11 protein-coding genes are annotated in these 14,134 nt (G+C 55.5%); 1 reads left to right on the top strand and 10 read right to left on the bottom strand.

What is annotated here, in order from left to right; all coding sequences use genetic code 11:
• Window positions 1-347 precede the first annotated feature (347 nt).
• The 3 genes from BLW59_RS06000 to BLW59_RS06010 all read right to left on the bottom strand — a co-directional run bounded on the left by BLW59_RS06000 (window position 348) and on the right by BLW59_RS06010 (window position 4,316).
• Window positions 348-2,030 carry a phospho-sugar mutase gene (locus tag BLW59_RS06000; RefSeq protein ID WP_074696968.1) on the bottom strand — a complete coding sequence of 561 codons (1,683 nt, stop codon included), beginning with the start codon at window positions 2,028-2,030 and terminating at the stop codon, window positions 348-350.
• A gap of 133 nt (window positions 2,031-2,163) precedes the next feature.
• Entirely contained in the window at window positions 2,164-3,522 is a 1,359-nt protein-coding gene (locus tag BLW59_RS06005; protein WP_074696970.1) for an MATE family efflux transporter, read from the bottom strand.
• Window positions 3,519-4,316 (bottom strand): YdcF family protein, encoded by a 798-nt coding sequence (locus tag BLW59_RS06010; protein WP_074696972.1) that lies wholly within the window; start codon window positions 4,314-4,316, stop codon window positions 3,519-3,521. The genes BLW59_RS06005 and BLW59_RS06010 overlap by 4 nt, the downstream gene beginning before the upstream one ends.
• A gap of 86 nt (window positions 4,317-4,402) precedes the next feature.
• On the opposite strand from BLW59_RS06010, the gene BLW59_RS06015 reads away from it, so the two are divergent.
• Window positions 4,403-4,747 (top strand): cupin domain-containing protein, encoded by a 345-nt coding sequence (locus tag BLW59_RS06015; protein WP_074696974.1) that lies wholly within the window; start codon window positions 4,403-4,405, stop codon window positions 4,745-4,747.
• Between the two features lie 181 nt (window positions 4,748-4,928).
• Here BLW59_RS06015 and sstT read toward each other — a convergent pair whose 3' ends face one another.
• From sstT to BLW59_RS06050, 7 genes are all read right to left on the bottom strand, one after another.
• The gene (gene sstT / locus BLW59_RS06020) at window positions 4,929-6,176 is read right to left on the bottom strand and encodes a serine/threonine transporter SstT (RefSeq protein ID WP_074696976.1); all 1,248 of its coding nucleotides are present in this window, start codon (window positions 6,174-6,176) and stop codon (window positions 4,929-4,931) included.
• Between the two features lie 355 nt (window positions 6,177-6,531).
• Window positions 6,532-7,383, bottom strand: coding sequence for a dTDP-4-dehydrorhamnose reductase (rfbD, locus tag BLW59_RS06025; RefSeq protein ID WP_074696978.1), 852 nt, complete (start codon window positions 7,381-7,383; stop codon window positions 6,532-6,534).
• Between the two features lie 244 nt (window positions 7,384-7,627).
• Window positions 7,628-8,821: an ABC transporter permease gene (locus BLW59_RS06030; RefSeq protein ID WP_074697080.1), complete on the bottom strand. Its 1,194-nt coding sequence runs from the start codon at window positions 8,819-8,821 to the stop codon at window positions 7,628-7,630.
• Window positions 8,822-8,903: 82 nt separating this feature from the next.
• Window positions 8,904-9,626, bottom strand: coding sequence for an ABC transporter ATP-binding protein (locus BLW59_RS06035; protein WP_029541367.1), 723 nt, complete (start codon window positions 9,624-9,626; stop codon window positions 8,904-8,906).
• A gap of 22 nt (window positions 9,627-9,648) precedes the next feature.
• Window positions 9,649-10,779, bottom strand: a complete 1,131-nt coding sequence (locus BLW59_RS06040) for an efflux RND transporter periplasmic adaptor subunit (protein WP_139283563.1) — start codon at window positions 10,777-10,779, stop codon at window positions 9,649-9,651.
• 155 nt (window positions 10,780-10,934) lie between these two features.
• Window positions 10,935-12,251 carry a TolC family protein gene (locus BLW59_RS06045; protein ID WP_051650073.1) on the bottom strand — a complete coding sequence of 439 codons (1,317 nt, stop codon included), beginning with the start codon at window positions 12,249-12,251 and terminating at the stop codon, window positions 10,935-10,937.
• A gap of 165 nt (window positions 12,252-12,416) precedes the next feature.
• Window positions 12,417-14,003 (bottom strand): bifunctional metallophosphatase/5'-nucleotidase, encoded by a 1,587-nt coding sequence (locus tag BLW59_RS06050; RefSeq protein WP_074696982.1) that lies wholly within the window; start codon window positions 14,001-14,003, stop codon window positions 12,417-12,419.
• Window positions 14,004-14,134: the final 131 nt, after the last annotated feature.

The raw sequence follows: 14,134 nt of genomic DNA on the forward strand, positions 1-14,134 counted from the left end.
AGCTATCTCAATAAAAGTGATTTTCCATTTATAAGAGCTACGCTCCTAGCAGTTCTTACCTCCACCGCTTGCGGGGGGCGCTTAAGCGCGGGAGCCCGGTGGGCTCCCTGGACAGGGGACTGCCGCAAGGCGGTGGAAGGGGGGGCACGGGAGCGAATCATGCTCTTCAAAGTCGATTTCCCTCCTCTCCCCTTCCACCGGCTCCGCCGGTCCCCCTTCCCCGTTTCACGGGGCAGGTATGGTCTACTACTTACGTGGTAATTCTAGAATCAGTTATACTCACGAGTATGGAGAATAGCACTAAAAAAAGAGCCTTCAGGCTCTTTTTTTAGTGCTATATACAATTCTTAGGACAGATACGGCTTAACAGCAGCAGCCAACGCCTCTTTAGCAGCCTCAGCCTCCGCCAGATCCTTCCCCTTGGTAGTATAATAAGCCTTGATCTTCGGCTCCGTCCCGGAAGGACGAATAATCACGCTGGACCCATCCTCCAGCTCATAAGTCAGCACATTGGACTTGGGCAGGCCGGTGGCAGCGGTGTCCAGGTAGTCAATGACCTTCGCGACCTTCTTGCCAGCCAGTTCCTTGATGGGATCCTTGCGCAGATTCTCCATCATGCCCTTCATCTTGTCCATGCCGGACAGGCCCGGGAACTCGAAGCTGTCTACCTTGTTCAGGTAACGGCCGTACTGGCTGTAGATTTCCTCCAGGCGGGCCTTGATGGAAGAACCCTTGCTCCTGTAGTAAGCTGCCATCTCGCAGATCAGCATGGAAGCCACTACGGCATCCTTGTCACGGACGTAGGGGCCGGCCAGATAGCCGTAGCTTTCCTCGAAACCGAAGATGAAGCGGTTCTCCTCGCCCTTGCCCTCCAGCTGGAGGATCTGGTCGCCAATCCACTTGAAGCCGGTCAGCGTATGGCGAAGCTCTACGCCATAATGCTTGGCCACAGCATCAGCCAGCGGGGTGGAAACGATGGACTTCACAGCCACAGGGTCCTTGGGCATGGTGCCCTTTTCCTGACGGCCGGCGCAGATATAGTCAAGGAGCAGCACGCCCATCTCATTGCCGGACACCAGCTCATAGGAGCCATCCGGGCACTTCATGGCGATGCCCACGCGGTCAGCATCAGGGTCGGTGGCCAGCATCAAATCTGCCCCCACCTGCTTGGCCAGCTCCACGCCCTTTTCCATGGCAGCCAGGATCTCAGGATTCGGATAGGAACAGGTGGTGAAGTAGCCGTTTGGGTACTCCTGCTCCGGCACGATAGTCACATCGTCAATGCCGATGTCACGCAGCACCCGGGTCACAGGCACCAGGCCGGTACCGTTCAGCGGGGAATAAACCAGCTTCAGGCCAGCAGTCTTGCAAAGGCCCGGGCGCACCTGGCAAGCTTCTATATTCTCATAGAGGCCGTCCTTGCAGTCCTCGCCCACGAACTTGATCAAGCCTTTTTCCACGCCCTCAGCAAAGGACATGTACTTGGCCCCGGTGAGCACATCCGTCTTCTGGATGGCATTGTAAACCACATCGGCAGCATCATCCGTCATCTGGCAGCCGTCCGGTCCGTAGGCCTTGTAGCCGTTGTACTTGGCCGGGTTGTGGCTGGCGGTGACCATGATGCCTGCATTTGCCTTGTAGAAGCGGGTGGCAAAGGACAGGGCAGGTACCGGCATGGGCTCATCGTAGATGCGGACATTGATGCCGTTGGCAGCCAGCACGCCTGCGGCCTCCTTGGCAAAAGTCCAGCCCTTGAGGCGGGTATCGTAGCTTATAGCCACCGTCTGAGTGCCGCCCTCGCCTTTCACCCAGTCAGCCACACCCTGGGTAGCCTGGCGCACCACCCAGATGTTCATGCGGTTGGTGCCGGCACCAAGAGTGCCGCGCAGGCCTGCAGTACCGAACTGCAGGGAAGCCGCAAAGCGCTCCTTGATGGCCTCATCATCCCCCTGAATGTCCCTCAGTTCTTTTCCCAAGTCACAGTCAATGAGATCCGCCTCAAGCCAGCGCTTGTATTCGTCCTGATACATAAATTGATCCACCCTTCCCGTAAAAAAATTGATACTTCATTCTGCATTGCTACATACTATATTGTATATACGACAAGGCAGGGAGAAAATCCTCCCTGCCTTGTATTTTACTACGAAGAAGTACAATTGTCCATCACGCCACTTCCCGCATGCCTTTCCTGATGAAAGACTTCCTGGTGAAGTAAAAGGCAATCATCAGGGGCAGCGCCGAACCAATCCAGGCCAAAGGACTGGCCCAGCAGGCTCCCAGATAACCCCACATCTCGCAGAGTATCAGGGCAGCACCGGCGCGCATCAGAAGCTCCATGATGCCAGCGAAGGTAGGCACCACGCTCTGGCCTATGCCCTGCAGGACACTGCGGAAGATGAAGAGGAGAGCCAGCACCCAGTAGCAGGAGCCCTGGATCAGCAGGTACATGCTGCCGTACTCCACCACCTGCTCCGCTTCTTCCGTGACGAACATCCCCACCAGCCAAGGACCGCAAAGGGCGTTGATGATGCCCATCACAATGGCAAAGCCCACGGACATATAGACGCATTTCTTCACGCCCTCGCTGATGCGGTGGTACTTCCGCGCCCCGTAGTTCTGGGCAGTGTAGGCCGCCATGGCCATGCCGAAGGACATCATGGGCATAAGGGCCAGGGAGTCAACCTTCTGGGAGGCGGCATAGGAAGCTACCGCCACCGGCCCCAGATTGTTCAGCGCCACCTGCAGGATGACTGCACCGATGGCGATGATGGAAGTCTGGAAGCCCATGGGCAGGCCGATGCGCAGATGCCCCCAGAGGATTTCCTTGGTCAGATGCCAGTCCTCCCTCTGGATGTGCAGGGCAGGCACCTTCTTGCAGATGTAGAGTATTGACGCCGCCACGCCCAGGCTCTGGGCAGCAATCACCGCCCAGGCCGCTCCGGGCACCCCCCAGTCGAAGAACATGATGAAGACAGGTTCCAGGATGATATTGCAGGTCAGGGCAAAGGCCAGGATTACCGTAGGCATACGGCTGTCCCCCAGGGCCCGCACCATATTGGTGATCATCAGCAGGAAGAAGGGCACCACCAGCCAGCCAAAGATGATGCTGATGAAGGCGTAAGCATTGTCCATGATTTCCGGCGGCGTTTCCATCCAGACTAGCAGCTGATGGCAGAGGCCGTAGGCCAGCACCGTCATCACTATGGCAATGGCCAGAGTCAGCAACAGGCAGGCCGCCGCACTCTGGCGCACCCCCTTCTCGTCTTTTGCTCCGAAGCGCTGTCCCGTATAGATAGACAGCCCCGACGTGGTGCCCATGGCAAAGCCCATGATCAGGAACAGCAGCGGCCCCGTACAGCCCACCGCCGCCAGGGCCTCCACCCCCAGGATGCGCCCCACGATAAGGGTATCCACAAAACCGTAGAGCTGCTGGAAAATATTCCCCGCAATCAGGGGGAGAGTAAAAAAGAGAATGAGCCGCCAGGGCTCACCCTCTGTGAGATTCTTCGTACTTGCACTCATTCAAAATACCTCGTCACAAGAGTCCGCAAAGTCTCCTGCAAGACCACCGCATTGTCATACATGGCATCCACGGAAGGACGCAGCTTCACATAGTGGAAAACGTGCTTCTTGCCCGTGCGGTAATCAGAGGGGAAGGGCACAGGCTCATAGCCCTGCTTCTGGAAATTCAGCATAGCCCGCTTCATGTGGAAGGCGGAAGTCACCAGCACGGGATTTTTCAGCCCCTTTTCCTGCATGATCTGGGCAGAGTAGCGGGCATTCTGGGTGGTATTGAGGCTCTGGTCCTCCACCAGGATTTTCTCCTCCGGCACCCCCAGATCCATCAGGATGCGCTTGGCAATCTTTGCCTCAGCCCCCGTATCCTCATAGACCTGCCCGCCGGAAAGGAGGATAGGCACATCCAGCTGCCGCTGGAGCCGCACCGCCGTCAGGAGCCGCGCCGAAGGTGCGGCGCAGAGGGTGCCCTGGCCGCTCACATCCGGGGTATCCGCATAGGCACCGCCCCCCAGCATGATGACCACATCACCCGTGGCTTTCTTGGGCGGCTGATACGCTCCTTCCAGCCAGCCCATGGCCTTTTCCGCCATCCAGGGCGTGCAGAACAAATAGAAAATAATCGTGAAGGCCATCAGCATGGCAGCCACCTTCTTTCTGAGCGTAGGCCTCTGCCAGCCGTAAATGCCGCCGCCGCTGGCGGAATGCTTCCAAAGATGAATGCTGTAGAAAAAGAGAAAGACTATGAAAATGCCCGGCGGCAGAATGAAACTCGCGCCGAATTTGAGCAAATATACCATTATTTATGTACCTCCGCGGGAATAAATGCTAAAATAGTATATATTATTCTACCAAAATAATTTCCAAAAGAAAAGGAGAGTTTGCTATGGCATTTATTGAAGCAAAACCCGTACAGGCTACAGAAAAAGCCGGCGGCAAGGGCACCATCACCATCGTTCATCTGCTGGGTCAGGAGGAACTTGACGGCAAGTGCGCCATGTTCTCCAAGGTCATCATCCCGCCCCTCTGCTCCATCGGGGTACATGAGCATAAAGGGAATACAGAGGCCTATCATATCCTCTCCGGCAAGGCCATCTACAATGACAATGGCACGGAGAAAGAGATTGGAGCAGGGACTACCACTTTCTGCCCCGAAGGGGAGAAGCACGGGATTGCCAATGCTTCTGCTACGGAAGACCTTGTCTTCACGGCATTGATCATCAATAAGTAAAGTTACGGCTTGTACTTTTCTTTGTCGCAAAGAAAAGTACCAAAAGAAAACGCGGCCCCGGTTTGATCCTCAAACACGAAGGGCCGCTTTTGGCGCTCATCCCTGAGCGCCGGGCATTTGTCTTGATTTTATCATAATTGAAAGGCTTGCTCTTCCAACTTGGTTGAGCAAGCCTTTTTTCTTATTTATTCGGCACCATATCCTCGGCTGTCAGGCTGCCTTCTTTGGCTTTCTGGCTGAGTTCTGCGGTGGCGGTGAACAGCACGTCGGAGGAGCTGTTGAGGGCCGTCTCGCAGGAATCCTGCAGGACGCCGATGATGAAGCCTACTGCTACCACCTGCATGGCGATGTCGTTGCCGATGCCGAAGGAGGAGCAGGCCACGGGAATCAGCAGCAGGGAACCGCCGGCTACGCCGGAAGCGCCGCAAGCGCCTACCGTGGACACGATGCACAGCAGGAGAGCCGTGGGCAGGTCTACATTGATACCCATGGTGTGGGCAGCTGCCAGGGACAGCACCGCGATGGTGATGGCCGCGCCGCTCATGTTGATGGTAGCGCCAAGAGGAATGGAAATGGAATAAGTATCCGGATTCAGCCCCAGGCGCTCACAGAGAGAGAGGTTCACGGGAATATTGGCAGCGGAGCTTCTGGTGAAGAACGCATAGACGCCGCTTTCCTTCAAAGTAGTCCAAACCAGCGGATACGGATTCCTGTGCAGGTGCAGGTACACGATCAACGGGTTCATGATCAGAGCCACCGTGAAGAAAGCGCCCAGGAGCACTGCCAGGATCTGCAGGTAGCTCACCATGGAGGAAAGACCGCTCTCGCCGATGGCATTGGCCACCAAGCCCATGATGCCGAAGGGAGCAAAGCGGATGACCCACTGGACAATCTTGGTCACAGTCTTGGCCAGGTCAGACAGCATCTCCTTGGTGCTGTCTGAAGCAGAGTGCAGGGCGATGCCTGCCAGCACACCCCAGGCCAGGATACCGATGTAGTTGGCGCTGGCCAAAGCATGGATGGGGTTGTCCACCACACTGAGAATCAGGTTGTGGAGCACTTCCAGAATGCCGGAGGGAGGCGCCACCTCGGCATCCGTCACCGCCAGCTGCAAAGCCGTGGGAAAAGCAAAGGAGTAAAGCACCGCCACCAGGGAGGCGCAAAACGTAGCGAACACGTAGAGCCGCACAATGGGCTTCATAGCCGCACTGGCATCGGCGCTTTTCTGGGCCATGGCGTTCATGACCAGCACGAACACCAGAATGGGTGCCACGCCCTTCAAGGCCTTGACGAACAGGTCACCGAAAACAGAAACCACTGGGATTGCTGCCGGTGCAAACAGCGCCAGCAGGATGCCCACTACCAGGCCCATGGCGATGAGCTTGATCAGGGCTGTTTCCTGATATTTCTTGCTTACTTTCTTCAACATCTTAGACATCCCCTCTTTTAGGGAACTGTCCGCAAATAAATTAAACATCTTGCTTGTCTGAATTCCCCCTGTCTGCGTTATCGTCGTTCGACGTAGCGCCGCTACGCCTCACTCCTCTGCCTTGACAGTGAAAATTCATCCTACGCAATCTTGTTTAATTTATTTTCTACCAGTTCCCCACACCATCCTTCCTTATTGTATATTAGTCCACTTGTATTACTACTTGTGTAAGTATATCAGAAACATTACATCTTAACAAGGGATTTTCGCCATTTTTGTACGCACGGAGAGGATTTTCTTTTCCCTGTAGTAAAAAAAGAGTACACTGAAGGTCAGTGTACTCTCTATGTGGACATCAATTAGCCTGCAGCTCAATCAGATATCTTCCCACCGCATCCTGCCATCTAGGCAACCGATGGAAACCTGCCTTATCCAAGGCGTCCTTGCTCATGCGGGAATTATGTGGCCTTACAGCCTTAGTTGGGAACTTATCAGAAGTTACCCTTTCCACTTCCACCTTCACCCCGGCCTGCCGGAAAGTCTCGATAGCCAGGTCAGCCCAGGAGCAGAAGCCCTCGTTGGTGGCGTGGTAAGTGCCGTACTTGTCGGACTTCACCATCTCTGCCAGCAGCACCGCCAGATCACGGGTGTAGGTTGGGGACCCCACCTGGTCATCCACCACAGTGAGCTTGTCATGGTTTTCGGAAAGCTTCAGCATAGTGCGGATGAAGTTCTTGCCATTGTAGCCAAAAACCCAGGAAATGCGCACGATGAAGTATTTCGTGAGGATTTCCCTGACGGCCTCCTCTCCTGCCAGCTTGGAAGCGCCATAGACATTCACGGGAGAAGTAGGAGCGTCCTCGCTGTATGCTTCCTCCCCCGTTCCTGGGAATACGTAATCCGTGCTGATGTAGATGAGCTTGGCATCAATCTCCCTGCACAGTCTGGCCAGTACACGGGTGCCCTCGCTATTCACCGCCCGGCAGGCCTCCGGCTCATCCTCAGCCTTATCCACTGCCGTATAGGCCGCACAGTGGATCACCGCCTCGGGGCGGAATTTCTTCAGATAAGCCTCCATCTTCACCGGCTCAGTCAGAGGGAACTCCTTGCTGGAAACGCCCCTGACCTCAACATTATCTTCATTCTCCAGCTGCTTCACGCAGTCATAACCCAGCTGGCCCGTAACACCAGTAACCAATATCTTCACGATTGAATCGACCCCTTCTACGATAAAGAAATATTATTGCACTGCCTTTAAATTCTAGCACCACCTTAGTGAATCCTGCAACAGCATAAAAAAAGCCTCCCCATAGCCTGAGGAGGCCAACTTTTCCAGTATGGCGGTGTCCATGGATGGACACCCTTGCGGCCCTTCGTGTTTGAGGATCAAACCGGGGCCGCGTTTTCTTTTTGGTACTTTTTCTTTGCGACAAAGAAAAAGTACGGCAACCTCACTCATATCTAAGTGCTTCAATGGGATCCAGTTTAGCCGCTTTCCTGGCCGGGTAAATCCCGAAGAAAAGCCCTATCCCTACAGCGAAGAAGAAGGACACCAAAATGGGCAGGGGCGTGATGAGGGTCTGGAAGCTGCCCAGCTTTGCTATGATCTGGGAAGCCCCGCACCCCAGCACTATGCCGATGATGCCGCCCACGATGCCTATCACCATGGACTCAATCATGAACTGCATCATGATATTGCCATAAGTGGCTCCCAGGGCCTTGCGGATGCCGATTTCCCGGGTGCGCTCTGTCACCGACACCATCATGATATTCATGATGCCGATGCCGCCTACCAGCAGGGAAATCCCCGCAATGCAGCCCAGGAGGATGGTCAGCATGGAGGTGCTCTCGCTCACCGCCTCCATGAGGCTGGTGAGATTCCGCACATTGAAGTCATCATCTTTCCCTGCCAGAATGTGATGGCGCTGCCGCAGGAGAGTTTCTATCTCTGCCTGCACCTGATCCATATCGTCCTGGCTCGTGACCTGCACGTTGATGGACTGGACGTAGGTGATGCCCAGCATGCGCTCCTGGGCCGTAGTCAGGGGGATGTAAATCATATCATCCTGATCCTGCCCCATGGAGGACTGGCCCTTGCTTTCCAAAAGGCCAATGACCTTGAAGGGCTGATTGTTGATGCGGATATTCTTGCCCACGGGATTGTCCGTGCCAAAGAGGTTGGAAGCTACCGTGGTGCCGATGACAGCCACCCTCTGCCTTTTGTTCATATCGCTCTGGCTGATGAAAGAACCATAGCCTACAGTCAGGGCGCGGATGGACATGAGTTCTGGCGTCACCCCCTGCACGGAGGTATTCCAGTTCATATTGCCGTTGACCACCTGATAAGAACCGCTGACGGTGGGCGAAACATAGTCAATGCCCTTGATCTTCTCCTTGATGGCCTCGGCATCATCGTATTTCAAAGTCTGCATGGAGCCTGCCGCCCCCCGGACGCCGCCGCGATTGGAAGAGCCGGGAGAGACAATCAGCATATTGGAGCCCAGACTGGAAATGGAGCTGGTGACATTACTCTTGACCCCCATGCCCACAGACACCAGGGCAATCACCGCCCCCACGCCGATGATGATGCCCAGCATGGTGAGGAAGGTCCTCATCTTGTTGGCCTTGAGGGCTATGATAGCCATCACGAAGCACTGCCGCGCATCATTGAGCCAGAACTTGTGTGCCTTGGCGGTGAAGGGTGGGAGCTTGAATGATTTCGCCTGCTCAGATAACATCCATCACCACTCCCTTCCCTGCATCCCGGGTGATCTTCCCATCACGCACCAACAACTGACGGCTGGCACAGGCAGCAATCTCCGGCTCATGGGTGACCAGGATGATAGTGCGCCCAATCTCGTGCATGCTCTCAAAGATTTCCATGATGTCCTTGGTGGACTTGGTATCAAGGTTGCCTGTGGGCTCGTCTGCCATGATGATATGCGGGTCATTCACCAGGGCCCGGGCGATAGCCACCCTCTGGCGCTGGCCGCCGGAAAGTTCATTTGGCTGGTGGTCGGCCCGGTCCTCAAGGCCCACCGCCTGCAGGCACTGCATGGCCCGCTCCAGCCTGTCCTTCTTGCCCACCCCGGCATAGACCAGAGGCAGGGCCACATTGTCAAGAGCCGAAATGCGGGACAGCAGGTTGAAGTTCTGGAACACAAAGCCGATTTTCTTATTGCGGGTGATGGCTAATTTATCATCGCTAAGGCCCGCCACTTCCTCCCCGTCCAGCTTGTAAGAGCCGGTGCTGGGACGGTCAAGGCAGCCCAGGATATTCATCAGCGTGGATTTGCCCGAGCCGGAGGGGCCCATGAGAGCGGCAAACTCCCCCTGATGGATGTCCAGGTCAATGCCGTCCAACGCCGCCAGTTCCTCCCCGCCTATCTTATATACTTTGCGTATGCCCGTGAGCTTGATGGTCACATGGCGGTTGTCTTTTTCTGCCATAACTACTTCCTCAGCTGTCTCGTCACATGGGAGGCGGTCCGCCCTGATTCTTTTTTTTTGCGCTGTCACCAGCACCTGCCTTGGCTGTGTAGGTGGCCACTATTTCCTCACCATCGGTGAGTCCCTCCAGAATTTCCACATACTCATCGCTGTAGATGCCTGTCATGACGTAGCGGTTCTCCTGAGTGCCGTCGGGATTCTTCACAATGACGTAGGAGCCGTTGCTGTCGGTCTTGAGAGTGGAGATGGGCACCACCAGAGCATTTTCCTTATTGGCGGTATTGATTTCCACCCGGGCGGTCATAGAGGGCATCAGTATCCCTTCCGGGTCATCCACATCCAGAGTCACATAGTAGTAGATGACGCTGGCAGAGGAACTGGAGCTGGAGGAGGACGTAGAAGAATTGGTGTTCCAGCTGTTGCTGGTATCCGTCTGGGAAATCTTGGAAACCCTGGCCGTAAAAGTCTTGCCAGTGTAGCTGTCCACGGTGAAGGCCGCCTCCTGGCCCACCTTCACGTTGCCGATATCCGTTTCATCCACTTTCGCCTGAATCTGCTTGCTGGAAAGGTCAGCGATGCGCATAATCACCGTGGGATTGCTGGTTCCCTGCACTGCCATGGTGCCCACAGTCTGGGGCTCGCCTACCACTACGCCATCCATAGGGGCCACAATGACAGTTTCATTGAGGTCGCTTTCTGCTTCAGACAGGGCTGATACTGCCGTCTGATAGTTCAGAGTAGCATCCTCCAGATCTGCATCAGTTTCCGCCCCAATGCCGTGCAGGTACACAGCGCGATTGTATTTAGCCCGGGTATTGGTGACCTTGAACTGGGCCTGGTCACGCTGGGCCTCAAAATCCTTGCCGTCCAGTATAGCCACAGTCTGCCCCGCCGTCACCGTGTCGTTTTCCTTCACCAGTATGCTCTTGATGCGGGCAGTGATCTTGGCGCTGACCTCTACGGAGTCCACCGGGCGGATAGTGCCCGTGGCGGAAACTGTGGACTTGATATTCATGCGCTCCACCTTCACGGTCTTCACCGCAGCCGCCTGCTCGGCGGCCTGCTTCTGCTGATAGCTGGTGTAGGCATAGTAGCCGCCGCCAGCTAATAAAAGCAACGTTAGCACGGCTGCTATAATTTTCTTGTTCAAGATAAAATCACCTCGTTATAATTACCTGCCCCGTGAAACGGGGAAGGGGGGACCACCGAAGGTGGTGGAAGGGGCAAAAAGAGCAACTGCCCTTCTCCCCCTTCCGTCAGCCTTCGGCTGCCACCTCCCCCGCAAGCGGTGGAGGTAAGACCTACTCGTTACTCCTGCCCTAATTTAGATGCAGCTGCCAGTTCGCTTTCAGTCAGGGAAACGCCCATGGCATTTTCCACTTCTGCCTTGTACCTTGCATAGTCATACTGGGCGCTGATGTAGTTGAACTTGGCTGTGGATAGAGCCAGCTGGGAATCGATGATATCCAGCATCAGGCCCTCGCCTGCCCGGTATTTTTCCGTGGCGATGTAGTAGTCCTCTTCGGCTTGATTCACAGCATCGCTGGTGGAATTGAAGCGCTTCTCTGCCTCCCGCATATTGTAGTAAGCGGTGCGCAGAGTGAGGTCCACCGTTTCTTTGTCCTTCTCCAGGTTCAGCTTTGCCACATCCCTGGCAATCTCTGCCTCATCCACCTGGGCTTTCGTGACGCCGCTGTCAAAGATATTCCAGTTGACCCCCACGCCTGCGGACCAGTTATGGCTGGAATCGCTGCCCGGGTGGAAATCATTGGACTGCCCCAGCCCAAGGCTGAGATTCACCGTAGGCAGGAAGCCCGCCTTGGCCGCCTTGATGGCCAGTTCCTTCTGCTCCACCACATACTCATCAGAAAGCAGGTCCTTGCGGTTGCTGTAGGCGTAAGCCACAGCCTCACTAAGCTCAGGGCTGAATTTCTCATAGGCAAAGTCCGTAGTGAGGGTCAGGGGTTCCTCCCTGTCCATATTGATATAATTCCGCAGGGTTGCCAGCCTCACCTCATAAGCGTTCTGAGACCTGATGAGGTCCTGCTGGGCATTGGACAGCTCCACAGAGGAGCGCAGCACATCGATCTTCGCCTTGGAGCCGGCGGAGTAGAGCTGCTGCACATTGGTAAGGTGCGCCTGATAGTTGTCCACAGATTCCTGATTCACATCGATGTTCTTTTTAGCTTCCAGGGCATTATAGTAAGCCTTGATGACGGAGAGCTTCAGATCCTCCTGCTCCCGCTCCGTGGCCAGCTTCGCCGTGTCCACGCCTATCTCCCGTGACTTGATATTGGCCTGATTCTTGCCGCCTGAGTAGATGGGCAGGCTACCGGAAAGGCTCAGGCTGTTGCTGTCACTCCTCTCCCCGCCGCTTCTTTTGCCCGTAGAGAGATTGTCGCTAGCTGACACGGACACGCCGTTATTGCCCCTGGCCTGGCGCAGCTGTGCCTCAGCTGTCTCTTCCCCCTTCTTCGTCACCTTCAGCCCGGTGTTCTGGGCCAGGGCCATCTCGACGGCCTCATCCAAGGAAAGGGCGGCACAGCTGCCCACTGCAGGCTGCACCAGTCCGCTGACTGCCAGAGTCAAAGCCAGCGCCCCCAAGCCCAGCTGTTTCCTCTTCATCTATATTCCCCCTCTAATATTCATACTCACTGCAATTATATTAAAACAAGATTGTTTATACAACATTAAAAAAAGATTATAATTTCATTAAAAATAACAGGGTATGTCAAATAAAATAAACACCCCCACAAGCTCTCATGGGGGTGTTCCAAACATCATTGAATTTTACGCGGCCTCAGGTACATCCAATTCCTCTGCAGGCACCTCCAGCACCTTTTCCATGGTCAGACGGCCCGTGCTGATATCCTGGATGCCCACCTGATTGAGGTAGTTGGACAGGACTTCCTCGCAGGTATTGGATTCCCCTACGATCTTGGATCCTTTCAGCATCTCGTAGTTGTCTCCCCCTGCAAAGAGGAAGTCATTGGTGGCCAGGGTGTAGATGCGCTCATCATCTAGCAGCACGCCGTTCACCTTGATTTCCTTGATGCGGCTGCCCACCGGCAGGGTGGGGTCGCAGTCTACAGTCATGCCGGAGAAATCAAGGAAGCCGCCGAAGGAAGCGGGATAGCTAAAGACAGAGTGTTCCATCATCTGACGGATGACCTTGCCCTGCACCTCCGCCATGCGTATGGTGTTGCCAAAGGGGAAGATGGCCAGGCAGTTGCCCAGAGTCACATCCCCCTTGGGCAGATCTGCCCGCAGGCCGCCGCCATTTACCACGGCAATCTCCGCCCCCGTCTGCCAGCGGATGGCATCGGCACAGAGGTTGCCCAGCTCCGATTCCTGACGGCGCACCAGCAGCCTGTCACTGCTGAGCTGCCTGTCGCTATGAGCCACCACTTTGGCAAAGAGCTTCTCGCTGTCTGCCTTGACCTGCTCAATGCTTTTGGCGATTCCTTCATCCGGAGCTATACCCAGATTCTCCAGGGCGGATTTGCCCAGCAGGCGGGACTTCATGCCCGTGATGCGGTGCTTCTCCACCTCTATCCTGACCTCTCCCAGGTTATGCTCATAGTAGCCCGCCTGGGCAATCAGGGTCTTGCCCACCTGCAGGCCCTGCTGCAGGGAAGTGTGGCTGTGGCCGTCCACGATCAGGTCAATGCCCGGCGCTTCCCGAGCAATGCGCTCGCTGGTGAACTCGCTGCTGGCGTCCAACCCCATGTGCATGAGACCGATGAGCACATCACATTTAGGCCTGAGCTTCCTGATCATCTCCCGGGCCTTGTCCACAGGATTTTCAAAAACCAGCCCAGCCACACCGGCAGGACTGGACTTGTAGGCACATTCCGGGGTAGTCAGGGCAAAGACGCCCACTTTGAGTCCCTGCACTTTGAAAATCTTGTAGGCAGGGAAAACCAGCTTGCCATTATCCTTCCGCACCATATTGGCGCAGAGCACGGGGAAATTCATTTCCTTGGCAAGTTTCTCCAGCTGGTCTGAGCCGTAGTTGAAATCGTGATTGCCGGGCACCATGGCGTCAATCCCCGCTTCATTCAGCAGTGGCACCATGCTTTCTCCCTTGGACACATTGATCATGGGCATGCCATGTACAGTATCCCCCGCATCAAGCCAGAGCACAGCCTGATTTTCCGCCCTGGCCTTCTTCACCACCGCTGCCATTTCCGGCAGGCCGATGGACTTTCCCCAGTCATCCTGGGGCTGGACCCGGGCGTGCATATCATTGGTGTGGTAAATGATAAGCTCCCCCGTGCCGGAAGCCGCCCCCGCCTCTGCCGGTGTCCACACCAGGGCCAGCAGGAAGCTGCACAGGGCAAAGCACAGCACAGCATAACTTCGTGTCTTGGGCATAAAGATACCTCCCTTTGCTCTCGCTACGTTACAAATTGCTCAACGAGGGATTCTTTCGCCGCAGACTGCCCATATCCCTGCCCTCAGAAAGGCAAAATAAAAGGACGCCCCCTCAAGGGCGCCCAAAACAA

The organism is Selenomonas sp. KH1T6, assembly GCF_900108415.1.
Taxonomy (GTDB): Bacteria; Bacillota; Negativicutes; order Selenomonadales; family Selenomonadaceae; genus Selenomonas_B; species Selenomonas_B ruminantium_A.

Coding starts and splice junctions, on each gene's coding strand:
- BLW59_RS06000 (WP_074696968.1), bottom strand. CDS start 2,030: ATGTATCAGGACGAATACAAGCGCTGGCTTGAGGCGGATCTCATTGAC.
- BLW59_RS06005 (WP_074696970.1), bottom strand. CDS start 3,522: ATGAGTGCAAGTACGAAGAATCTCACAGAGGGTGAGCCCTGGCGGCTC.
- BLW59_RS06010 (WP_074696972.1), bottom strand. CDS start 4,316: ATGGTATATTTGCTCAAATTCGGCGCGAGTTTCATTCTGCCGCCGGGC.
- BLW59_RS06015 (WP_074696974.1), top strand. CDS start 4,403: ATGGCATTTATTGAAGCAAAACCCGTACAGGCTACAGAAAAAGCCGGC.
- sstT (WP_074696976.1), bottom strand. CDS start 6,176: ATGTTGAAGAAAGTAAGCAAGAAATATCAGGAAACAGCCCTGATCAAG.
- BLW59_RS06030 (WP_074697080.1), bottom strand. CDS start 8,821: ATGGCTATCATAGCCCTCAAGGCCAACAAGATGAGGACCTTCCTCACC.
- BLW59_RS06035 (WP_029541367.1), bottom strand. CDS start 9,626: ATGGCAGAAAAAGACAACCGCCATGTGACCATCAAGCTCACGGGCATA.
- BLW59_RS06045 (WP_051650073.1), bottom strand. CDS start 12,251: ATGAAGAGGAAACAGCTGGGCTTGGGGGCGCTGGCTTTGACTCTGGCA.
- BLW59_RS06050 (WP_074696982.1), bottom strand. CDS start 14,003: ATGCCCAAGACACGAAGTTATGCTGTGCTGTGCTTTGCCCTGTGCAGC.